This window comes from Clostridium tunisiense TJ (assembly GCF_000300195.1).
GTDB classification, from domain to species: Bacteria; Bacillota; Clostridia; order Clostridiales; family Clostridiaceae; genus Clostridium_J; species Clostridium_J tunisiense.
The window spans coordinates 118508-142590 of the sequence record NZ_AMQH01000016.1 but is presented as its reverse complement, the minus strand read 5'-3'; the positions used below and the strand labels follow the sequence as shown (position 1 = coordinate 142590).

Sequence of the window (24083 nt, the reverse complement as noted above, 5' to 3'; positions counted from 1 at the left end):
AAACCAATATACAAACTAAATATAAATTCTAAAATGAAGGGGAGTTAATTATGGAGATTTATAGTATTAAAAAAGGAACTATTAAAAACCTAAAGGATGAACTTATATTAAGTGAACAAGTTATAACAGAGGAAAAATTAAAGGATAATCAGCCAGCTAAGGAGGAATTAAAAAGACTTTTAAATGAAGCTTCATTTAAAAGAAGCTACAGTGACAGCAATAAAATAACCTTTTACAATCTAGAAATAATCTTTGAAATCATGAACGCCTTGGCAAAGGAAAGAGAAATAAAATGGAAACATCACTATGATGCAATTATAGATAAAAATGCAAGATATGTTCTTAGAATTAACATAAAATCCTTCTTTAATAAGATTATAAAAAAATCCAGAGAACTAGGCTATCAGTGCTGCTTTGACGAAAATAAACCTTACGATTTAGGAAGACTAATTAGACATAAAGAATATTGCCTAGGAAATTTTAATGCACGACTTCTAAGAGAAGATGAAAGTGAGAAAAAGTATATAAACAGCAGCTGCGTATACATTGATATAGCAGAACTTCAAAACTTAGGAGTTAATATAAATGGGATGTTGGTGGATAATACTTTAGTAGCTGATGAACTTAATTAAAACAGCTCTATGTCTTAGAAAGGTAAAAGGTTAAAACTCTCCACTAAATCACCAAAGTTTTGCCTCTATGCTATAACTAGAAATACAATTTGGGAAGTTAAAGAAGAAAGTATTCAATTAGAACCTATAGAATTTCTGAAATTGCTACAATCATGGAGAAAGATAAAAAACTGTTATGGTAAATAGTGCCTGCTTTTAAAACATGCAAATAAGTTGCTTATCCTATCAGATTCTCATTTTCTTTGTAGTTAAAGCTATGATAAGGTCTAGGCAGATTAATAAATAAATTCCAAATTACTCTAGAAAAATTCTTACCTACTCTTTATGAAAGATATATAATAGAAGTATATAAACAAAATCAATTATACGAGGAGAAATGGAATGAAGGAAAAAAAGTCTTTGAAGTTTAAAATTTTTCTTGGAATTGGTGTTTTCTTAGCAGTAATAGCCACAGCATTTTTTATTTATGTAAGTTCTTACTATAAAGCTAGTTCTTTAGCTTTTAACACTTTAAAATCTGATTCTCTTGTAACTGTAGAAGAAAATGGTGACATATTATTTAGTCCAGTTTCTAAGAAAAAAAATATAGGGTTTATTTTTTATCCAGGAGGAAAAGTAGAGGCTTCAGCCTATGGTCCTTTAGCTAAAGAAATAGCTGCTAAGGGATATACTGTTGTAATTGCTAAAATGAACTTTAATCTAGCAGTGCTTTCTCCTAATAAGGCAGATGCGATAATAAATAAGTATATTGATATAAACACATGGGTTATAGGAGGTCATTCCTTAGGTGGAGTTATGGCAGCGGATTATGCCTTTGACCATGATAAAATAAAAGGACTGGTTTTATTAGCTTCCTATCCACAAAGCAGCAAAGCTTTAACTTCAACCCAGTTAAAGGTGTTGTCTCTATGGGGAAGTAATGATAAGGTGGCAGATTTAAATAAGGTAAAAGAAGCTAAAAACCTTGTGCCAAAGGATTCAGAGTTCATAGAAATAAAAGGTGGAAACCATGGGGGCTTTGGAGATTATGGACATCAGCAGGGGGATGGAGAAGCTTCTATAACAAATGAACAGCAAATCCATGAAGCATCAACCTACATTATAAAACTTTTAGAAAGCTTAAAATAAGTACAGTCAGTGACTTAAACTTAAATGTTATGAAAAAGCACTAAACTATATTACATCCATAAAGCTTAATCAATAGTAATAGCAAGGATCTTATTCTAAGGGACATAATATTGAATTTGTGACAGGAACAACAGAATTAATTTAGTGAAAGTTAATGAATCAGCTAAAGAAATAGTGGATTAAATTATGAAGTCATGTGGAGAGATACCACATGGCTTTTATCAATTTAACAACCTTTTTATCAAGTGTTCATAGCAATTCTACATGGTACAATTTATTGTGCTTTCAAAGGGGAAAATGTTGCTAAAAGACCCCAAACTCCCATGATCACTATGTTTTCTTATCTTTTTTTAAAAGATATCTTAAAATTAAGATATCTCATTATATTACTATCTTAATTTGAGGATAAAAATAGCAATTTTGGGGTAATTATCAAATTGTTAAAACAATTTGCTTTCTTATAAATATAAAATTACCTGGAATTAGAAAGTTTAGTCCTTCATAAATACCATGGTATGACTAATAAAATTTCAAATTAAAAATTTGTAAGAATCCTACATAAGACTTAATGCAAATAATAAAATATAGATATTGGCAACCTAACTAATTATATTTTATTATTTACGATATTAAAATAGGATTATAATTCTTGCAATTACAACCCTACAAATAATTATAGAAAAACAAATAGTGAAGAAAAATTGCAATTAACATTGAACCATTTACAGACTAGTTGATTCTTATTGCAATAATTTTATAATATAAAAAATTAATTGTACAATTTACTCAATTAATAATATCTATCTTCTTAATATACCTAAGTCATAAATTTGTGACCTTAACTTTTGTTCTAATATTTTATATAGATAATTAAAATCAGATAAGTCTTCTTTCAAATATTTTTTTAATATCAACTTTATTTGATACCAACCTGCATCCCATGTGTTTAGAAAGTATTCAGGATGTTCTTCATTCATTATGTCTCTAAACTGAAATGATTTTTCTACAAGGTAACGTGCTTTATTTAAAACAATTGAGGCCTCATAAGATAATTTAATTTCGCTAATAATTTTATATGCATAACGATCCGTTCTAAAACTTTTAGCATCTATATATAACTCATCATTAGTATACTTATTTGCCAAATCAAGCATATGGTCGTTTGACATGAAGAAAAATTCATTTTGAATATTCCATAGATTTTCCTTGTATTTGATATTTCTCAAAGAGCTTTGGTTGGAAGATGTATTAAATAAGGAGTATATAATTGCATCTGAATTCCATTCCTTGTATCTTTTATCTCCTGTATTGGGTGCGTAATATTCATCTTTATTGTTTTTCCAATTTGAATATTCACCAGTCATGCACTTTCTCGAAGCAAAATTAGCCATTACCCTATTAAAATTGTTTGGAAGTATGGATATACCATGTCCTCTTGATGAACATCCCGATACAATGAAAACATCCCCATTATTATCATATATACTATTACCAGAATTAACATAATACCCAAGGGCTTCCTTAACTAGTTTACCATATCCATGTTCTTTAATAACTAGTGCACTACTTAAAAGAGGTGCATCATATGTTTTGTAATTAATATCTTCTTTTATCCAATCTGAAAAGCTTTTGCTACCATCAATGTTATATACTTTTTTATTACCTAAATTAATTATTTTATTTATCCCTAAACTAACATCGTGACTTAATTGCTTTAACTCATGAATGAAAATATTTTTATTTGACGTTTTTCCAGAGGTCCAAATGTTAAAGCTTACTCCCCAACCTTTTGATACATCATCAAACTCATCAGCACTAAAAAGCATGCCACTCCTATATTCAAATTGGGTAAGAAACTTTTCTCTGAATTTTTTAAAGGAACTTCCAGTCATAAAAATAGGAGAAGAAAATAAGCATATAACAACATTATCTAAGTTATATTTTGCTTTGAATAACAATATTTTATATAAAAACTGGGCAAAAAGTTGTTGGGAGCAAGACCCAATTTTATCGTTTTTCATAATTCTATTTGTTTTTGTTTTACAAATATCTTTCTTGCTTGACCCGTCTGTTTTCATTGTACCTGCCGCCCCATAAGGGGGATTTATAAAAAATACAATTGGTTTGTTTTGATGTAAAGATTCTAATAAATTTATGGGCATTTTTATATGATCTGTTAAAAGATAATTATTTTCTAATAAATTAATATCGTCATTTAAAAAATCATATTGAAATTTTACAGCAGATTTATTATATCTTTCTCCTATCTCTAAATCACTTTTATGCAAAGTTGAACAATATAAATTTTTAAAGTAGTAATCTCTAGTTAAGTTACCAGTGCCCCAGGCACAGTCCCATACTACATATTCATCTTTCCATTTGTCACCTAGAGTACGTGAAATCATTTCATGAGCCTCACTTACCCAAGAAGTAGGAGTATAAAACTCTCCATTTTTCCTTCGCGAGGTATCTTCAAGAAGTCTATCTGCAATTTCAGTAAACTTATCTTTTTCTTTAGGAGTATAGTCTTTTTTAAAGTACTCAAAGAATGATGTAAATCTATCCCCATTTATAAATATTTCGCTTTTATCTTGTAAAATTAAAATATTTTTCTTTTTTGTGTGTAGATATGTTTTATTTGGGTTTGTCATAAGAGTGATAAATATTCTAACTAAATCATTGGTGTTATACTGTCTATAATTTCTTATTACATTTATAATAAAGTAATCGAAGACACTAGATATGTTTTTTTCTGTAATTGCAACATAAGTCTTTAGCCCGTTTGTTATTTCATTGATTTGATTAATTATAGTCTGAAATGAGAACTTTTCATCAATATGAAATACAAATGGTATAATGGTGTCGTCTTTAACCATTTTTAGAACTAATCGAATATTCTTCATGCTAGCCTTTGATGGGACAAGAGACCAGTCAACTTCTTCGTCAATATATTTATTAATTATATTATCAGTAACTAAAAATACTTCATCTTTATCGCCTATAAGTATTATGTTAGGCAACTTTTGGTCATTAATTTGAAATTTTTTAATATAATAAAGGGCCTGTACTATAACTTTGCATTGAACACTTCTATCGGCGAAATCTTCATTATATTTTAATTCCATTATTAACTTCAGTTTTCCTTTCTCAATTAGTCCATCACAACCATAAGGGTTTGATATTATAATATCAGGATAGTAGTAGTTAAGCTCTTTTTTATATACTAACTCTACCTCTCTTTCAAGCTTAGTTACATTGAGCTTTTCAAAAAAACTATTTTTTCTCATAAAGACCTTTTTAAAATTGCTTTCTATATATTATATTTATTTAAATATGCATTATTCGTGAATTTAGGTCTTTTAAAAATGAGAAAGAATCTACAACTGTTTATAGGTTATAGATTCTTTTAGAAAACTATTCTTGAAAAGATAGTGCGAAAGAAGCTTCTTTATTAAATATATCAATTTTTTGTTCAAGTCTAACGATATATGCACTAAATTCTATGTAGTTGTTCTTAATTTTGGTAGCTTTATTGTCTAATTTAAATGAATTTATTACATTTTTTATTGTTTCCTTTTGTTCAATAGTAAGTTCATCTATTATTAAAATAATTCTAATATTTGCTTCAAATCCAGCCCTAAGCATTTTATCCAACTCACGATCAATTTGCCTTTCTTTAATACCTGGCTTAAGAGTTTTCATCCATGAATAAACCTTTTTTGTTAATGTTTCATCAATATCAATATAATCCATTATCTTATCTATCCAGGTTTTTATAGTTTTTTCTCTAATGCTATTGTCGGTAACAATACTAAAAGTTGAAGCGAATCTAATAAGCTGAGGAATTATAGTTTCATTAAGATAATTAAACTTTTGCACAGTTTTACATTTAGATTCTCCATAGCATTCATATTCGATTAAGTTTATTTTTAAGGGAGCATCTATACTATCTTTATCGAATGAAATTAGTAAGGCATCTGGTATACTTTTTATTCCAATAATGAGTTCATTTCTATTGTTCTTGAGGCTGGCGGTTGGAAATAGTCTGTTTTCTGGAATTAATATAGTTTTTTCTTGGCTAAAATGTTGGAATAGCTGATAAAAATGTTCAGTAACTAATGGTTCAAGCCCACTTATTTTATCGGTTTCATTCTTAAATTTAACCGTTTGAAATGTACCCATGATTTCAAGAGGTTCTTCTTTGTATAACTCATCTTCATCTTCATCTGTGCAAACAAATTCCTGACTTTCAATATAGTTTAAATCCAGGGTTTCTATATTTTGATATGCCTCTTCTAGATATGTTGGGGCTAGAAGTTTGTTGTTACCAAATTCATTCTCAAGTCTTAATATTGCACCTGAATCCTTGATTAACTTTGACCTCTGTAAGTAAAGAGGCCCCCATGATTTTCCACCATACTCTTTTAAGATACTAATATCAAAAGGTGTACAAAATTCCATATTTTTAACCTTAAAACATTGAACATATCTATCAGAATCCTCCCAAGGCTTGTAATCTGTAAGTTCAGATAAAATTCCTTTAGCACCGCAAAGATTTTTTTTGTTGTATTTTACCGAGAAAAAGATTGTGTCACCTACATCTGCAGTTCTTTGTGTAAATCCTGCCACTTTCTCATTAATACAAATATAGTAATTTTCCATAGAACTACCACAATTTAAAATTCTATAACCGCTCATATATTCACCTTTAAATTAATTTTGGATAACATTCTAAATTATTACCAAGTAGGATTTTGTAATACATAAATCCGTAATAAATTTGTTTTTATAAGATCATATAAAAAAATCATAGTGATAATAAATAAATTGTAGTCTTAACCAGTTTATCTTATTAAACAAATATTGTATTTTTCTTTGAGAAGTGTGCGAACATATGTTTACAATTTAGTTTTTAGTCAATAATATTTAATGAGAGGAAGTGAATTTATGTATTACTTAAAACAAGGAAATGTAATAACTTTAGTTCAAGAAGAAGATTCAAATTATGAAAGTGATACAAATAATAATTCTAAAAAGACTTCATTAAATATGGATAGTATAATGAAGCGACTATTTACCCTTAAAAATAAGAAGCCTATTATTGATTTTCTTAATTCTATTTATGGTGATGATATTGGATATGATGCAGAGGTTTATTATCCTAATGTGGAAAATCTAAACAGAAATATAAATAATGGTCTTTTAAGCTTTAGAGCAGACTTATATATTGAAGTTACTTATAGAGATAAACTCTATGATTATGCCATTGAATTTCAAACTAAATATGAAAAGGACATGGGAATAAGGATTTTTAGATATGGCTTTGATAAAGCTGTTAAGAACCTTACTGAGCTAGACAAAAATACTATAATTATTAACTTTCCAGAACCATATCTCATAGTTTTAGAAAAAGAGAAGGGGTTAGAGGATCAGATTACTTTAGAAATTAATTTTCCAAAGAAAGAAGGCATTCACTATGAAATAAATGTGCTAAAATATTGGGAATATGATCTTCAAAAGTTGCATGAAGAAAATAAATATCTGTTATATCCTCTGCAACTTTTTAATTACAGAAGGTTTATGGAAAGATTAAGGGAAAGCAAACAGGCAGAAGAAATAAAAAAGGCTAAGATAGAAAAGATAAATGAACATATATTGATCACAATAAAAAATACCCTTGAAGCTATTAGTGAAGCCTATAAATGTGGTAAAATTACCTTAGAAGATTACAACGAAATGTTATCAGTAATACAGAATTTAAATGATTACTTTATAGATACCTACAATTATTACAAAGGTTTAAGTAAGGAGGTAGAGGTTATGTTCAAAAGTTTTTATGATCCAGAGGTAGAAAAAAGAGGAGAGCAAAAAGGAAAGGAGAATACTGCCAGAAACTTACTTCGAAAAGGCATGAGCTATGAGTTTGTAGCAGAGACAACAGAACTAAGTTTGCAACGTGTAAAAGAAATAGCCAAAGAAATAATGAATTAAAATATGAAGCTATGTGTGAAAGCACATGCATAGGAAAAACCTACCACTGATGTGATTAACAAATTGCGAACACAACTTGCTTTATTATTCAAAGATTTATTTGAAGTTAGTTGGGCAGATGTAATTCTTAACAGAAGCTAAAAAACTTGAGGATAAATTTCCTGTGTTATTAATGGATTTTTTTAATCATTGAACTTAGTGATAAAAAGTGTTATGCTATCAAAGGTAAACTTAGTAGAATAGTTTAGCACATAAAAATGAAATAAAAATTAAAATTAAGAAGATAATACATTTAGGAGCTTATTTTTATAAGCTCTTTTTTATGATAAAGAGAGGTATTAATATGATAAAAGTTGAAAATTTGTCCTACTCATTTCCGCAAAAGGATTTATATAATAATATTTCCTTTACCTTAGAAGAGGGGGAGCATTGTGCTTTTATAGGAAGAAATGGCAGTGGAAAAAGTACACTGATAGATATAATTATGGACCCTGAAAAATATATCTTTGAGGGTAAGGTAGAGAAAGACCCAAATTGTAGAATTGGTTATGTTAGTCAGTTCTCGCAGCTAGATGAAACAGAAGAAACTACAGTTTTTGAGTATATAGCGGAAGAATTTATTAAACTACAAAATGAAATAGCAGCAATTTGCAGTGAAATGGAAACAGCTTCTGATGTTGAGCCCTTACTAGAAAAGTACCAAGAAGCCTTGGATGCCTTTGCTGCAATTAATGGAGATGACTTCGAAAAAAACATTAATAAAAACCTAAATCTTGCAAACTTAATGAAGTGTAAAGATCTAATGATATCCCAACTTAGTGGTGGAGAATTTAAGCTTATTCAAGTAATTAAGGAAATGTTAAACAGTCCAGACTTAATGATTATGGATGAACCAGATGTGTTTTTAGACTTTGAAAACCTTAATTCTCTTAAAAACCTAATTAATTCACACAAGGGTACAATGCTAATTATTACCCACAATAGATATTTACTGAATCATTGTTTTAACAAAATTATACACCTTGAAAACATGGAGCTCCAAGAGTTTCAGGGAAGCTATATAGAGTATAACTTCTCATTACTTCAAACAAAAATTGAAATGCAAGAACTAGCAATTGCTGATAATGAAGAACTTGAGAGAAATGAAAAATTAATAGAAAAACTAAGAGATAGGGCAACTACTGATGCTGAAGGTGCTAGAGGAAAGACTCTAAGGGCCAGAGTTAAAATTCATGAAAGATTAGAAAAGCGTAGAATTAAAGCGCCATTTCTAGATATTAAACATCCGAATTTCAGATTTTTTATAGATAATAAAATAGAAGAAACTATTGCTTTAAAAGTTAGTGATTACAGTGTTTCATTTGATGAGTTGCTTCTAGAAAATGTGAACTTTGAGATTAAATCCAACGAGAAAGTAGCCATTATAGGTCCCAATGGTACCGGAAAAACTACGCTACTTAGGGAAATCTTTGAAAATAATAATCCTTCCATTGAGATAAATGAGGCCATGGAAGTAGCTTACTTATCTCAACTTCAAGGTAAAACACTAAATGAGTCTAACACCATAATGGAAGAGTTCTTAGAGGCTGGGCTTAAAACTTATGAAGATGTTACAGATTATATTTCAGACTATGGTTTTGAGGAGGAAGCCCTTAATCAAAAGATAGGATCTTTATCTGGTGGAGAAAAAAACATACTTCAAATAGCTAAAGTTGCTGCAAGTCAAGCTAATTTCTTGCTGCTTGATGAACCCACAAGTCATTTAGACACCTATTCACAAATAGCACTTGAAAAAGCCCTAGAAAACTATAAGGGTGCCGTACTAATGATTTCTCATGATTTCTACACTGTAGTAAACTGTATGGATTCAGTTTTAATCATTGAAGATAAAACAATTAGAAAAACGAAAATAAAGAAATTTAAAAAGATGATTTATGCTAGTCATTTTGATAAAGATTATTTAGAAACTGAACAAAAGAAAAAATTAGTTGAAACAAAAATAGAATCGGCTTTAAAGAATACTGATTTTATCCTTGCAAAAGAGTTATCAGAAGAGTTAGAACAGCTGATTAAGTTACTATAATTTTATAGGTAAAAACAAACCTCGCATAAATAAACTTATGTGGGGTTTTTAAACAATCTTATATTAAAAAATACCCTGGAAGCTATTAGTGAGGCATATAAATGTGGTAAGATTACCTTAGAAAATTACAACAAAATGTTATCAGTAATACAGTATTTGAATGATTATTTTATAGATACCTACAATTCTTATAAAGGGTTAAGTGAAGAGCAAGTTGAAAAGTTTTTTAAAGAGAGAGTTAGCAAATATGAACACAATTTGTTTGCTAACTACATCAAAGAAAGTCATGTGTGTAACACATGACTTTTATAATTTAAAGTACTAATTTAGTTATAAAAATATCCAGCATAAACTCAAAATATTACTATGTTAAAAGTTCTTCCAAATCTACAGAAAATCCCTTTAAAATATGGGAAGAAACTTTTCCAACATCACTTTTTACCACTGCCTGCTCATATTGATAATTTTCATCTAAAACGTAGACTTGAACAGTGTTAAGCATCGGGTTAATTATCCAATACTCCTTTACTCCGTATTGCATATATAAATTTAATTTAAATACCAAATCATGAGATTGATTTGAAGGGGATAGAATTTCTATAATTACTGTAGGAACACCTTCATATCCACTATCACCAAGACCTTTTTTATCACATATCACAGAGAGGTCAGGAATAACGATCTTATCTCCAGCAACTCTATCACTTTTCAATTTAATGTCAAAGGGAGCAGAAAAAACTTCACATTCTTTTCCTTTTAAAAATTCATATAATTTGCTAGACAATCTCATAGATATTCTTTGATGCTTAGTTGAAGGAGATGGAGCCATATAAGTAATTCCATCAATGTATTCAATAATACCTTCTTTATTCTCCCTGTATCTATAAAATTCATCTAGCGTCATAAGTTTTTCTTGTGGTAAGCTCAAATTTTTCACCCCTTTATTGAAGTTTTTATATTTCTAATTATACCATACTAAATTCATTAAATGGATTCTTACAGGTACTTATAGATATCTTCTACTGAATTAAGTTCAAAAATTTCTAGTGCTAAAGTCTTAAATTTCTCTTCAGGAAGCTTTTTGATTTTTTTCTCTAAATCATCAGATAAGCCTTTAAATTTTCTATTGAGTAGCTCGAGTAATAAGGTAACTCTTCCCCCTCTAATGCTTCCTCATGTCTAGTTACTTCACCACGAAGAGCCATTTCTCTTGATAGGTAGAGGGCACGAGCCTCTCTATTTTGGCTCATAGTCCTCAAAATATCGTAAGCTTTTTCTATTTCACTATTTACCCTCGCCATTTCTAAAATAACCTCCTTTGAATCGCCTTTTATAAAATTCATCCATTGTGATAATTTATCCATATTGTTAACATTCCTTAGCTTGCTAAGTTCGATAAAGTGAATTTCTAGAACTTCTGTTAATTTTAGTATCACCAAAAATTTTCTTAAAAGCAAAATCATTCTTTGGTTTAAGTAAAAACTCTTCATATTTATCTGAGTTTTCTCTAACGAAATAATTCTCTATAACACTATTATAATGCATGAAACCAGTCCTTTCTATAACTTATATCTTAATTATTGACAAGAAAAATATAAATATGCAAACAAATGTTTGGAGGTGAGTAAAGTGCTCAAGTAGGATTTAACCTCCATGTGCGTAATTCTCCCGTCCTCTATAGGAGGGAGATGGATAGCACTTGCCGATAGGCAACAGAAATAATAAACTATATTCAGTTGTAAAGACTGAAAGGCAGTGGTATCAATAAAATTAGATAGTAATAATCATTCAGTATTCTTGCTAAACTATCACTTAGTATTAGTTATAAAGTATAGGAGTAAAGTTGTAGATGATAAAGTATCAGATAGGCTAAAGTAGAAATTGCGAGAAATATGACTAGTAAGGGATTTAATAAGGTGGTTATTGTAGAATTAACTGGCTTAAGTGAAGAGCTAATTAGGAAATAATATGAGAAAGTTGACCCAGGGGTGATTAATAAATGGTGAACAGTATTTGTTTTCTAAGGATGAGTTTAGTCTAAGTTCATTGGTGCATAGACATTGTATTTGAAAGCTGGATATATTATTTCATTAACCATTTTACTTTCTTTCCTGCTGGTACAGTATGCCTTTATGGAAAGTGTCTTTATCATGGTGTTGTCATAGACAACGCTGGTTTTTATGGCAATGTTCTCACTTCTTAAAATATCTGCAAACTCTTTGCCGCTGTGCAGGGTGTCTGCTGTGATATCAAAGATGTAAAGCTTCTCCTTCTCAGACTTTTTAACTGCAAGCCCTGGAACTAGAGTCCCGATAAATGTAGCGGCACATATAGCTACGATGCTTAGGATGCCATTTGAACTTGCCATCTTTACAACAGCAATCATATATATAGTTGTAGACAAGGCTGCTAGCAAGCTAGAAAAAAAGAACTTTCCACGGGCTAGATATATATTCTTCATTGTGCCTAGCGTGTTGTCCAGTAGTTTTAGTAAAAATACTATTAAAATTTCCATGTTACCTCCGATTTCTGTTGCTATAAAAAACAAAAAACTCTTGCTTTCAAAATCACAAGAGTCAAATAATATCTTAATTTATGGATAAAATTATTTTGCGCTATATGGCGCATTCTTTCGCAACTATATTAGTATATCATAAAAACATACAAGATGTCAACTTATAGTAGGTGAGCATGGAAAAGTGGTTAGTAAGATTAGGCTTTCAGTTCCACGCCATCATCTCTGGGGGGATTAACAAATTGTGAGTAGGATTTAATTTGCTAGTGAAGTAAAAAAGAAATAAAAAATTAACACCTGCATAATTTCAGGTATTAATTTTTTATATTTAAATCAATGAAATACACTTCTAATAGGTTTTACAGGTACTTATATATGTCCTCTATTGTTTTTAAGTCAAAGATATTGAGGGATAAAACCTCAAACTTATCTTCCGATAGCTTCTTGATTTTTTCCTCTAAGTCGCTAGGTAACCCATTAAATTTTATATTAAGTAACTTTATTAAAAGAGTAGTCCTACCTTCCTCTAAAGCTTCCTCACGTCTAGTTGCTTCATCATGAAGAGCCATTTCTCTTGATAGGTAGAGGGCGCGAGCCTCTCTATCTTGGCTCATAGTTCTCAAAATATCGTAAGCTTTTTCTATGTCACTATTCACTTTCGCCATTTCTAAAATAACCTCCTTTGAATCGCCTTTTATAAAATTCATCCATTGTGATAATTTATCCATTTTGTTAACATTTCTTAGCTTGCTAAGTTCGATAAAGTGAATTTCTAAAACCTCTGTTAATTTAAGCTTAGTTTCATCTTCCATAATGTGAAATATATTATGATATTTGCTTACATTTAAATAGTCATAGTCAACAATGTTAATAGCAATGGTCTTTTTAAGTTTCTTATAACTTTCACCAATAGTAATTTGTTCTATGTAGAGCTTTGACCAGTAATAAAGGCTTCTTTCAGGCATAGAAACAGTTCGTAAAACTTGAATTTCTATATCAATATGATGACCAGCATCAGTTACAGCTCTCACATCTAACACACTTTTCTTATCTTCAACATTCTCTTTCAATAGCTCAGAGTTTAAAATTGTTACATCATTAACTTTATCACTTAAGATAGAATTTAAAAGAGATATTAAAAGATCCTTATTTTTAGCATCACCAAAAATCTTCTTAAAAACAAAATCATTCTTTGGCTTAAGTAAAAATTCTTCATATTTATCTGAGCTTTCTCTAACGAAATAGTTCTCTATAACACTATTATAATGCATGGAACCAGTCCTTTCTATAACTTATATCTTAATTATTGACAAGAAAAATATAAATATACAAACAGGTGTTTGCGGTGGGCGGAATACTCAAGTAAACCTAAATGTTAGAGTAAAAAAATACACTTGAAGCTATTAGTGAGGCATATAAATGTGATAAAAATACATTAGAAGATTACAACGAGATGTTATCAGTAATACAGAATTTAAATGATTATTTTATAGATACCTACAATTATTATAAAGGATTAAGTAAGGAGGTTGAGATTATGTAAAAAGTTTTTATGACCCTGAGGTTGAAAAAAGGGGAATTGTAAAAGGGTTTGAAAAAGGAATTCAGCAGGGAATGCAACAAGGACAAGATAGAGCCAAAATTGAAATTGCGAGAAATATGATTAGTAAAGGATATAATAAGGTGGTTATCATAGAATTAACTGGCTTAAGTGAAGAGGAAGTTAAAAAGCTTTTTAAGGAGAGAGTTAATTAGGAAATAATATCACAAAGTTACCCCCGGGGTCATTAAATCAAAGGGTCGTGTACACATTACATGACCCTTTTTCACTATGGATTTACAAGGTTTTTTTTAGTATGAAAAATCACCTTAGTACCCGCAAATCTTCATGAATACTATATCTTCTTTTCTTCTTTTAAAGATATGTTTATAAAAGAGACATCTCATTAAATTCTTATCTTAATTTATGGATATCTTCATATCTTAATGTTCATTCTTATAAACTTACTTCGCAAAGGTATGAGCTATGAAAAGGAATAGGAAATATATTTTGTTGATACCTAAATTCCAAAAGTTGTATAATTAGTGTGTAAAAGTAATAACTAGATTTTAAAATTATTGGGGGATAAATATGAAGTTAAAAATATTACACACAAATGATATACATAGCAACTTTGAGAATTTTTCAAAAATAGTGAGTAAAATAAATGAGCTTAAGGATGAAACTACAATAATACTGGATGCAGGGGATTTTGCTGACTTTAAAAGATTAGAATTACAAGGAACAGATGGAATGGCTGCCTTAGAGTTACTTCAGTGTGGTGGTTATGATGCTATAGCTGTAGGTAACAACGAAACCTTTAATGGCTTAGACACCTTGAAAAATATGGTAAAGAACTCAAGGCTTCCTTTTTTAAGCAGTAATGCATATAGTATTGGCTTTAAAGAGATTCATGGAGTGAAAAAAAGTTTTATCTTAAATAAAAACAATCTGAGAATTTTAATTATAGGTGCATCTCCTGATTTAGGTGTATTTAATGACTTAAGTGGACTTGCTTTTAAGGATTACATAGAAGTAGTTAAGGAAGAAATAAGAGTAAACAGTGGAAAATATGATTTGTGCATAGTGTTGTCACATCTTGGAATGGACAAGGATAAGGACCTTGCAATGAATGTTCAGGGTATTCATGTGGTAATAGGTGGACACTTTCACATATTAATGGAGGAGCCTGAAATAGTAAATGGAAAGATAATATTTACCTCAGGTAGTTTTGGAGAGAACTTAGGAGTATTAGAACTAGAAGTAAATGATAAAAAGGTTGAACTTATTAAAGGGGAAAATATAAATATTCAGCAATGCAGCCCCTGTGAAAAAATTATACATATATTAAAGGATAATAAGGAAAAGGCTATAGATAAATTAAGTGTACCTCTTTATAACCTTGAAAGTGATCTTTGGCATGATGTAGTTGAGGAAAACCCGATGACAAATTTACTAGCAGATGCCTTAAGGGATGTGCTTAAGTGCGATATAGGGCTCATAAATAGTGGAGTTATAAATGGAGGCATGAGAAAAGGTGAGGTTTCAATGAAGAAGCTTCTAGAATTAAGTCCCTCACCCTTAAATCCCACCAGCTTTGACATACAGGGGAAATATTTAAGGGAAGCCCTGGAAAGTTCTTTGGATACAGATTACTGCTATACTGATGGTAAGGGCCCAGGTTTTAGAGGTAAATATTTAGGGAGGCTCCATGTATCCAATGTTATTATTGAGCATAATGGAAGAAAAATAGTGAATATTTTTATAAATGAGGAAAAGCTTCAGGAGGAAAAATGGTATTACATTGCAACTTCAGATTATCTACAAAGAGGAACAGGATATGCATCATTAAAAAACAATGAAAATGTAAGATATAAGAAGGAATATTTGAGAGATACATTAAAAGAGTATCTAGCTAAAAGGGAGTTTGTTGAAAAAGCTTTTATGGATAGGTGGATTCTTACCCCAGGAGCAGGTTTAAAATAGTAAGAGGGAGCCATGTGTGATGGAGCACAGGGCTTTCAATTTAAGAGCTTTAGTATTGAAATTGTGGCGGAAACTATTAAATTGAGTGCAGTAAGAGTAAAAAAATAGCTAAAGAAATAATAAATTAAAATAAAAATCAATGTAAGATGTCCAACTAGTTAAAAGTTTAATTGGTTGGACCTTTTTATAGTATTTTACAAAGTCATCAAATATAATATGTTATAATATGAATGAATATGTAGAAAATGGCACTTGAATATGGGAAGAGTAAAATGTAATTTTTAGAATTTCTATTTCGCGAAGCAAAAACTATAAGCAAACCAATATTTGTTAAGGATTTTAGCAAAGAGAACAAACAGCTAATTATTCTAGAGGCGTTATAACAGATACTCCTTCGGCTAAGATAATAAAAGACGGGCATAAGCTTATTTTTTTGAGTGATATAGAAAGAAGATTAATTTAAACTAAAGGTTTTAATGGAAGAAATATTAATGAAAGACCAAGAAAAATAGAAGGCTGCTAAGCAAATAAGTTATGTTAAATAAAGGGCAGAAATAAAGGGTAAAACGTTTGTAATGTTTTATAATTATAGTTGATAAATGTAAGTATAGCTAGACAAACATCAAGGAGATATCAAAAGAAAGTTTGGTGGGAAATTGAATAATAAAATAAAAGAAATAACATCATATTTTAAGAGTGCAGTTGCAGCTCAGGTAAATAAGGGGATAGACTTTAAAGACGGTAATTATTATCAGTTCACATTTGATGAATTGTTACAGGGTCAAATTAGTAAGGATATTTTTGAAAGCTTATCTAAAATATCTTCAGAAGATAAAGAAAAAGATAGCATCAATGTGATAATCGTTGCAAAGACCATAAAAACAATTTATGATTCTCAAGAAAAAAGGAATAGTAATTTTGAAGACTTGACAGGGATATATTTTATTCCTTCTTTATTAAAGAGTGATGGTAGCCTTCGTTATGACGAAGGAAAGTTTCCATGGATACCTAGAGAGTTTCTTCAACCCATGATTGAATCTAAATTAGCTATGGGTCATTATAAAGATTATGACAACTATATGAGTGAAAGTACAGGAAGAATTTATAAAATAAAAAGCTGGGAGGATTACATAAATTTTGCTAAGGACATATATGAAAATGTTACTCAAGCAAGATTTTTAGAGTGTAATTTATCGGATACAGAGCTAGATAAATATGTTTATGTTTTTAAGGATGATACCATAAATGCTACAAAAGCAATACTAAAATTATATGACAATATAATTGATGAATGTAAAGAATCTAAGCTTTATGAAAACTTTATTAGTTTAGATTCCAATAAGGTATTACCACTAATACCAAATGACATATCAGCAATGAAGAAACACTGTGGACAGATGGGTGGAGAATATCCATTATCACCTTCTCAAAGAGAATGTATTAATCATTTTACAAATATGAACCAAGGGGAAATATTAGCAGTAAATGGGCCACCAGGCACAGGGAAGACAACCTTGCTTCAATCCATAGTTGCTAATATGTATGTGGAAAGAGCTTTAAAAAAGGAAAAGGCGCCGATTATAGTAGCAGCATCTACAAATAATCAAGCGGTTACTAATATAATAGAATCCTTTGGTAAAATAAATGTTTTAGGATATGAAAATCTTGAGGAAAGATGGATTGAAGGTGTAAATAGTTTTGCAGTTTATTTTCCATCTCCTAAAAGTGAGAAAAATGCAAATGTTAAAGGATACCATTACACTAATATAAATGGAGATAATTTCATTTCAGATATTGAAAGTGAAGAAAATATATTAAAATCTAAAGAAAATCTAATAAAGAATTGCAACAAATACTTTAGGGATAATATTTCAAATTTAGATGTGTGTGAAGAAAAAATACATACTACATTATGTAGAATTGATTCAGTTAGGAAAAGCCTTTTAGAGTTATTTAAAAAGCTTGAGGCATATGGGCTTAATGATAAAACCATAGAAGAACATTTGGTTTTTCTAAGGAATGAAATAAAAGATTTAGAAGACAAGGTTTCTTCAGGTATTTTACGGGTTGAAGCTTGGAGAAAACATTTTAAGGAAATGCCCCTATTGTATAAATTACTAAAATTTCTTAAAAGCTATAGGACAAAAATAGAAGTAAGAAATAGAATGTTTATTGAAAGTGAAGAAACCTTTTTAGATGAATATATGAGCTTAGATAAAATTGAAGAAAAATATAGTTATACAATTAAAGACTTAAGGACTAAGCTGGGAGAACTGCAAAGAATATATAAAGAAATAGAAAATTTAAAAGCGCAGTATGATGACAATTTAAGAATATTGAGTGAGTTAAATATTGATATATATAAAGGTGAAAAGAAAGAGATTCCTGTTAACTTAGGAAAAATAAATGAACTAATGGATAAAACCCTTAGATATATTGAGTTTTGGTTATCAGTTCATTACTATGAATGCCGATGGACCAAGGGAGAAGATTGTCTAACTGAAAACCAAAAGAGAAAAACCTTTAAAAATGTCTTGGATAAGCGATATAGCAGATTGAGTATGGTTACCCCTTGCTATGTAATGACCTTTTATCAACTTCCAAAGAATTTTTTAGCTTATGAAAATAATAAGCACTATTATCTTTACGATTATATAGATTTATTAATTGTAGATGAAGCTGGACAAGTCTCTCCAGAAATAGCGGCATGTTCTTTTTCATTAGCTAAAAAGGCTATAGTTGTAGGTGATGAAAATCAAATAGCCCCTGTGTGGAGTGTTAGTAATGCTTTAGATAAAACTTTAGCTATGGAAAAAGAAGTAATAGAAAGCAAAGAAGAATATAAGAAACTTTTTGATTTAGGTATAAATGCTTCTAATTCAAGTGTAATGAAGGTAGCTTCAAAAAGTTGTAAATATATGAAGTTTGAAAATAGAGGATTATTTTTGAGTGAACATAGAAGATGCTATGATGAAATTATTTCTTACTGCAATGATCTAGTATATAAAGAACTTGAACCTTTACGTGGAAAAGGTGCCGATGATAAGGATTATAAGTTAAATAAACTACCACAGATAGGATATAAACAAGTTGAGGGCGAATATTCAAGTAAAAAGGGAAGTAGTAGATATAATAAAAAAGAAGCAATTGAAATAGCGAACTGGATTAATGAAAATTTCCATATAATTAAAGATGCTTATCCAGATGAAAATACAAAAAATCTAATAGGTATAATTACTCCTTTTAAAGCTCAGGTTAGTTGCATAACAAATGAGATAAATAAAAAAGTATCAGAACATATCAAGAAAAATATTAGCATCGGTACAGTGCATACATTTCAAGGGGCTGAAAGAAGGGTAATAATAATGTCTACAGTGTATGGGGAAAATGAAGGTTGCCATTTTATAGATGAAAATAAAAGTATTTTAAATGTTGCAGTTTCCCGTGCAAAGGATAGCTTCTTAGTTTTTGGAAATATAGATAATTTCAGTAAAGATAAAACCAGTGCAAGTGGATTATTAAAACAATATATTATGAATCATAGCCTATAGCTATTTTAGCTATAGGTTAATATTATTAAAAATTCAAATATATGAGAAGCTTAACATATAGGAGATGGTATAAAGGCTATGAAAGTATTTATTACAAGTGATATTCATGGAAGATTTGATATACTTAATAAAATTATTGAGTTTCTTAAAGAGAGGCAAGATATAGAGTGCATAATTTTATGTGGAGATATAACTGGAGACCATGCCTTTAGCTATTTTTATGAACTTGAAGATAAGCAATACGAGGATTACATAAAAATTAAGGATATGCTACAGCAATTGGATAGAAAAGTTTTATTTATTCAAGGTAACCATGATGTATTTACTGTTGATAAGTCAGATATCACTTATTTACCATATTGTAAGACAGAAGCTTTTAATAAATTTATAGCTATAGAATACCTTAATTTCTTCATGTACGGAACAAAGCGAGAGGGAAATGAAGAAGATATGAAACATAGGCTATCTAAGCTTAATATAGACAATAAAAGCATTATCATATCACATATTCCACCTTACAAATGTTTGGACAAAGCAAAGAATGGTGTTTATTATGGGAGTGAAGCTATTAGAGAAATGATTAAAGAAAAGAAACCTGCATTTTTTTTCTGTGGACATGTGCATGATTCTTTTGGTTTTAAAAAGTTACATAATACATTTGTTTTCAATGCTGCTTGTGATGAAATTACAACTAGAGGGTGGATTATAAATTTAGAAACTGCACAATATGAAAAGGTAATATTATAAAAATAAAATCACAAGATGGACAAGTATAGATATAAATAGAACTTTAAAATTTTATTTAATCGACAGAGAACCCTTAATTGGGTTCTTTTTTCTATTTAAAGTTATTAAAGATAATAAGTAAAAGTAAAAAAATTTTAAAGCTGTATCAGATAATTAAAATGACTGGATATTTTGACGATATTCTACAAAGTTTTCAAACAATTCATGTTACAATATGAAGTAATATGTAAAAAGCGACACTTGAATATGGTGGAGAGTAAAATGTCATTCTTGGAATTTTATTTGGAGAAGTGAAAGACATAATTAAACCAATATTTGTTAAGTAATTTATATAGAGAATCAACAGCTAATTGATTTAGAAGTTAAACATTCGCGAAATTTACTTAGACTATTATGGAATAAAAAGATATTATAGGAACCTTGAGGGAGGGTAAATATGGAAATTTGTAGCGTGTGTGGTAAAAAAAGTTTGCTGCCAGAAAAGTATCGTGATACCTCGTTGTGTAAAATTTGCTCCATGAAGATTCTTTCGCCAACCTGGAAAAGTAAAAAATACTTGTCAAATGATGAGGTTGATAAACAGAAAGAAAAGGTAATTAAATTTGCTAATGTTAATGGCTTTTCCACAGAAGTAATTGAAGACATAGCAAAGTTCTTTGAAGACAAGAAGATCCATGGGTTAATTAAGGTTTTTCATGGTGAGAGAGGACAAACACTAACGGTATGTGAAACATACTGCCTAATTGATACTACAGAGAATTTTGACTACAAAGAAACAGAAAAAGCTTATTTGAAATTAATGACACCTGGTAAAAGAGGTGAAAGTTCGTCCTCAGGCATGCTTGATAGTGTTATTAACTCTCAAACGGCTGTGGGAATACTGGGTGATGTAGTTGGTAGTATGATACCGGGTGGTAGGTCATTAAAAAAGCAAATTGCTCAAGCTGGGAAGAATATTGCATTAAATGCTATTACCCAAAAATTAAATGGTGATAATCAAAGTGGAACAGAAAGAAAACCAATAATACTTTGCGTTCACTCTGGAGAACGTCTAATTAAATATAATGACTATGATATTGTTAAGTATATAGAACCAGTAGGAGAAGAAGAATGCGGGTTTATTAAGCTACAAAATAGTAAATTTGCGAATGACTCTGAAGAAGATGTTTTATTCTTCTTTGGTTCTAGATCTGACACTAAGAAAGAAGCTAGACAGTTATATGAATTCATTAAAATGAAAATAAATACAATAAATGAAGAGTTAAAAAATTCTACACCAGTTTACGAAGCTCCTGTAGTTGAGCAAAAGGCTCCTGTATCATCCAATGCTGATGAGATATTGAAATTTAAACAACTTCTTGATCTAGGTGCAATCTCACAAGAAGAGTATGATGTGAAGAAGAAACAGCTTTTAGGTTTATAATAGGTTGTTTAGTTATAAAAATGGAGCAGAATAACTAGAGTATTCTGCTCTCAATAAAAGGATTATTATTAACCTGCAAAATTTTTTATGGTTTTATAGTAATGGAGTGGTAGTATGATTAATTATATTAAAAACAAATTTGGCAGTTTAGGTGAAATCAACAAGGTAGTTGAAAGTAATGATAAGATAGATCTTCCATATGAGCTAAGAGGAAAGAGTATTAATTCAGAAAAAATAATACCGACTGTTTGTAATCTGAAAAATATGCTAGAAAAACTAATAGAAGCTAATGGTGACTATAATAAGCTTAAGCAATGGGAAAAAAGAAGCTACAAACATTATTGCATTGATGAAATTTACAATGATATAGCTAGCACGTCCGAAAAAGAAAAAATAAGAATAATTAGAAATCACATTTTAAAAAATGATTTTACTAAACTTGGTGCAAGTCCTTTTGATATCTATATAGTAGCTTACGTTTCTGAAAAAATAGGGGTTGGAAGAGGAGTTTTTGAAAACTACTGTCTTAAAAATGGATTAGCGGGAACTCAAAATTCAGCAATGGCAATTTATCAAGTTGGCAAAGGGGATGGAGTTTTTCTTAAAATTTTAAATGAAGATGGAACAGTAAGAGACTGGGAATTTATGAAGCAGTGGATTGGTTAATTTACTTTATTAGCTTTTAGCAAACATGAGTTGATTTATAAAAGAATGCTTAACGTCTGCAAAGTGCAGGCGTTAAATTTTTTTTAACAGATTTCATACATGGACAATAATTGACCATATAAAATCATATAATTAAGTTGTGGTTAAATAAGGAAAGAAGGAAATCAGTTGTTGTAAATTTAATGAAGCGAGGTGATAAATATGATAGCAGAAATAAAAGGGAAGATTAGTAGCACTGGTAGCAATTTGAATGATAGGTTAGAGGATAATCTAACTGGTAATGTGTTTGGGGCTTTAAGATATATTCCTTTTGATTTAGCCATGAAACAAGTATTAGTAAATTCAATTTATCCAAGGTCCGTAGGTGCTTATATTCAAGAGGTACAAGCTGACTTTTGGAACAATAATATTGAATTTTGGCCATATGATGAAGAAGGTGAATTAGATGCAATAATTGACTTTGAGGATATCCTAATTGGAATAGAAGTAAAATTTTTAAGTGGGTTATCTTCCGATGATAGTATGGATTTCTCTGAAGCATCAAAAGAAACTTCAATAGAAGATGAAAAAAATAAGAGTCAACATCAGCTTTCAAGGGAAGCACGAATAATATCAAAAAAGGGTAATAAGAAGAAAAAACTACTCGTTTTTATTGCGAATAGTTCAGCTTGCAGTTATGTGTATGAGGATACTATAAAAAGAGAATTAATTGAGAGTGATGTAGAATTAGGTTATATTACCTGGCAATCCTTCTTTCATGAGCTGACAAAACTAAAACTAGATAATGAGTTTCATAATTTAGTAATTGAAGATCTTATAAAACTACTGAAAAGAAAAGGTTTAGATCAATTTAGAAATATGAGCTTAGATGAAGATTATATTGTAGATGATTTAGGCTTTTACCAGTTTAATGGGGAAGTTAATAATGAAATATTCAACAGTAAGTTAAAAAGCACAATAAATTTTAAAATAGATACACAGGTAAGGGGAGATTTATACTATGAATTCAAAGGAAAATGTTAAAAACGCTTTACAAGTTCTTTTTAAAACCTATGATAATGTGGAAAAATTAATGGATTATTGCAAAATTATAGCAGCTGAAAAAACAAATTATGTTGCTTCAGCAAACAAATTCTTAAGAAGAAAATCAGATAATGATACGGTAGCATGGCTTCTTAATGATTTTATTTTATTATTTCAAAATAGAAATGACGGAGAATGTGAAAGTGAAAATGGTTGGCGAAAGGGACCTATTTATGTTTTAGAAATATGTTTAGGGGAAAAGGGAAGCGAAAACCTTCCACTAATATATTTATCAAAGTTTGAATACCATGATTTAAATAGTTGGAATGAGGGGTGTTCACCAGCAAATCACTGGGGTTTTTACTTCCCATTAAGATACGACCAGTACATGGACTTTACAAAAGAAGGCGAGTATAAAATAGCAACTCCTAAGAATGAAAAAAGTTCAAAAACCTATTGGGGTCTAAAAAAGATAACTACAAAATCAATAGATTTATTTGAAGTTACCTCTGAAAATTTAGAAGAAAAGATATTTGGTGAGTTTGATAAGCTTGCAGATTTATAAATATAAATATTCTAGGAGTATGCATTGAAGCATAGTCCTTTTTTATTGTATAGAAATTTCAACTTTCTTTATTTCAAACTGTACTTTTAAATCTTTGTTATAACTCGTTTTTAAACACAATATAAAAGACAAGTAGAGTTTATAGTGATGCTACCACATACTTTTGCCCAAATCAACTATTAAATAATGAACAAGTTCATTTTGTTTAACAACTTTGGAAACAGATTTTGACT

The 24083-nt window shown here is 29.7% G+C and carries 21 protein-coding genes and 1 pseudogene; 15 read left to right on the top strand and 7 right to left on the bottom strand.

The genetic code is table 11. From position 1 onward, the window contains the following. The first annotated feature begins 50 nt into the window (after positions 1 to 50). Both C661_RS0117355 and C661_RS0117350 read left to right on the top strand, forming a co-directional pair. Positions 51 to 632, top strand: a complete 582-nt coding sequence (locus tag C661_RS0117355; RefSeq protein WP_017416622.1) for a hypothetical protein — start codon at positions 51 to 53, stop codon at positions 630 to 632. Between the two features lie 381 nt (positions 633 to 1013). Then, positions 1014 to 1760 (top strand): alpha/beta hydrolase, encoded by a 747-nt coding sequence (locus tag C661_RS0117350; RefSeq protein ID WP_017416621.1) that lies wholly within the window; start codon positions 1014 to 1016, stop codon positions 1758 to 1760. A gap of 800 nt (positions 1761 to 2560) precedes the next feature. Here C661_RS0117350 and C661_RS0117345 read toward each other — a convergent pair. Together C661_RS0117345 and C661_RS0117340 are read right to left on the bottom strand one after the other, a co-directional pair. Then, positions 2561 to 5047, bottom strand: a complete 2487-nt coding sequence (locus C661_RS0117345) for a hypothetical protein (RefSeq protein ID WP_017416620.1) — start codon at positions 5045 to 5047, stop codon at positions 2561 to 2563. Positions 5048 to 5174: 127 nt separating this feature from the next. Further along, a complete protein-coding gene (locus C661_RS0117340; RefSeq protein WP_017416619.1) occupies positions 5175 to 6458 on the bottom strand; it encodes a hypothetical protein in 1284 nt (427 codons plus the stop codon). 249 nt (positions 6459 to 6707) lie between these two features. Here C661_RS0117340 and C661_RS0117335 point away from each other — a divergent pair, with 249 nt between their 5' ends. From C661_RS0117335 to C661_RS24035, 3 genes are all read left to right on the top strand, one after another. Next, complete coding sequence (locus C661_RS0117335; RefSeq protein WP_017416618.1) at positions 6708 to 7751, top strand: RpnC/YadD family protein; 1044 nt, start codon at positions 6708 to 6710, stop codon at positions 7749 to 7751. Positions 7752 to 8094: 343 nt separating this feature from the next. After that, positions 8095 to 9834 (top strand): ABC-F family ATP-binding cassette domain-containing protein, encoded by a 1740-nt coding sequence (locus C661_RS0117330; RefSeq protein ID WP_017416617.1) that lies wholly within the window; start codon positions 8095 to 8097, stop codon positions 9832 to 9834. A gap of 39 nt (positions 9835 to 9873) precedes the next feature. Beyond that, positions 9874 to 10137, top strand: a complete 264-nt coding sequence (locus tag C661_RS24035; protein ID WP_017416616.1) for a hypothetical protein — start codon at positions 9874 to 9876, stop codon at positions 10135 to 10137. A 61-nt stretch (positions 10138 to 10198) separates the two neighbouring features. On the opposite strand, the gene C661_RS0117320 is transcribed toward C661_RS24035, so the two are convergent. Genes C661_RS0117320 through C661_RS22230 form a run of 3 tightly spaced genes read right to left on the bottom strand, consistent with a single transcriptional unit; the run spans position 10199 to position 11324 of the window. Beyond that, on the bottom strand, positions 10199 to 10771 hold the full coding sequence (locus tag C661_RS0117320) for a Uma2 family endonuclease (RefSeq protein WP_414632545.1): 573 nt from the start codon (positions 10769 to 10771) through the stop codon (positions 10199 to 10201). 59 nt (positions 10772 to 10830) lie between these two features. Further along, complete coding sequence (locus tag C661_RS23250; protein ID WP_083861712.1) at positions 10831 to 11001, bottom strand: DUF4351 domain-containing protein; 171 nt, start codon at positions 10999 to 11001, stop codon at positions 10831 to 10833. Further along, complete coding sequence (locus C661_RS22230) at positions 10929 to 11324, bottom strand: PD-(D/E)XK nuclease family transposase (RefSeq protein ID WP_083861711.1); 396 nt, start codon at positions 11322 to 11324, stop codon at positions 10929 to 10931. The genes C661_RS23250 and C661_RS22230 overlap by 73 nt, the downstream gene beginning before the upstream one ends. Positions 11325 to 11598: 274 nt before the next feature. Between C661_RS22230 and C661_RS23245 the strand changes: the two are divergent. Both C661_RS23245 and C661_RS24590 read left to right on the top strand, forming a co-directional pair. Next, positions 11599 to 11709: pseudogene (locus C661_RS23245) on the top strand (transposase); the annotation flags it as partial. Between the two features lie 17 nt (positions 11710 to 11726). Continuing rightward, positions 11727 to 11801, top strand: coding sequence for a hypothetical protein (locus C661_RS24590; protein WP_500681105.1), 75 nt, complete (start codon positions 11727 to 11729; stop codon positions 11799 to 11801). Positions 11802 to 11866: 65 nt separating this feature from the next. Here C661_RS24590 and C661_RS0117305 read toward each other — a convergent pair whose 3' ends face one another. Both C661_RS0117305 and C661_RS0117300 read right to left on the bottom strand, forming a co-directional pair. Further along, positions 11867 to 12349: a hypothetical protein gene (locus C661_RS0117305; protein ID WP_017416612.1), complete on the bottom strand. Its 483-nt coding sequence runs from the start codon at positions 12347 to 12349 to the stop codon at positions 11867 to 11869. Positions 12350 to 12708: 359 nt separating this feature from the next. Next, positions 12709 to 13620, bottom strand: coding sequence for an Rpn family recombination-promoting nuclease/putative transposase (locus tag C661_RS0117300; RefSeq protein ID WP_017416611.1), 912 nt, complete (start codon positions 13618 to 13620; stop codon positions 12709 to 12711). Positions 13621 to 13963: 343 nt separating this feature from the next. Between C661_RS0117300 and C661_RS23750 the strand changes: the two genes are divergently transcribed. The 8 genes from C661_RS23750 to C661_RS0117255 all read left to right on the top strand — a co-directional run bounded on the left by C661_RS23750 (position 13964) and on the right by C661_RS0117255 (position 23850). Beyond that, the gene (locus C661_RS23750; RefSeq protein ID WP_017416610.1) at positions 13964 to 14104 is read left to right on the top strand and encodes an Rpn/YhgA-type helix-turn-helix domain-containing protein; all 141 of its coding nucleotides are present in this window, start codon (positions 13964 to 13966) and stop codon (positions 14102 to 14104) included. A gap of 376 nt (positions 14105 to 14480) precedes the next feature. After that, on the top strand, positions 14481 to 15875 hold the full coding sequence (locus C661_RS0117290; protein ID WP_017416609.1) for a bifunctional metallophosphatase/5'-nucleotidase: 1395 nt from the start codon (positions 14481 to 14483) through the stop codon (positions 15873 to 15875). A gap of 656 nt (positions 15876 to 16531) precedes the next feature. Continuing rightward, positions 16532 to 19426, top strand: a complete 2895-nt coding sequence (locus tag C661_RS0117280; RefSeq protein WP_017416607.1) for an AAA domain-containing protein — start codon at positions 16532 to 16534, stop codon at positions 19424 to 19426. A 78-nt stretch (positions 19427 to 19504) separates the two neighbouring features. Beyond that, positions 19505 to 20173, top strand: coding sequence for a metallophosphoesterase family protein (locus tag C661_RS0117275; RefSeq protein ID WP_017416606.1), 669 nt, complete (start codon positions 19505 to 19507; stop codon positions 20171 to 20173). A 436-nt stretch (positions 20174 to 20609) separates the two neighbouring features. Continuing rightward, the gene (locus tag C661_RS24345; RefSeq protein ID WP_017416605.1) at positions 20610 to 21596 is read left to right on the top strand and encodes an SHOCT domain-containing protein; all 987 of its coding nucleotides are present in this window, start codon (positions 20610 to 20612) and stop codon (positions 21594 to 21596) included. Positions 21597 to 21710: 114 nt separating this feature from the next. Beyond that, a complete protein-coding gene (locus C661_RS0117265; RefSeq protein WP_017416604.1) occupies positions 21711 to 22262 on the top strand; it encodes a hypothetical protein in 552 nt (183 codons plus the stop codon). 201 nt (positions 22263 to 22463) lie between these two features. Next, entirely contained in the window at positions 22464 to 23285 is an 822-nt protein-coding gene (locus tag C661_RS22905) for a hypothetical protein (RefSeq protein WP_017416603.1), read from the top strand. Then, positions 23263 to 23850 (top strand): hypothetical protein, encoded by a 588-nt coding sequence (locus tag C661_RS0117255; RefSeq protein ID WP_017416602.1) that lies wholly within the window; start codon positions 23263 to 23265, stop codon positions 23848 to 23850. The genes C661_RS22905 and C661_RS0117255 overlap by 23 nt, the downstream gene beginning before the upstream one ends. Positions 23851 to 24083 lie beyond the last annotated feature (233 nt).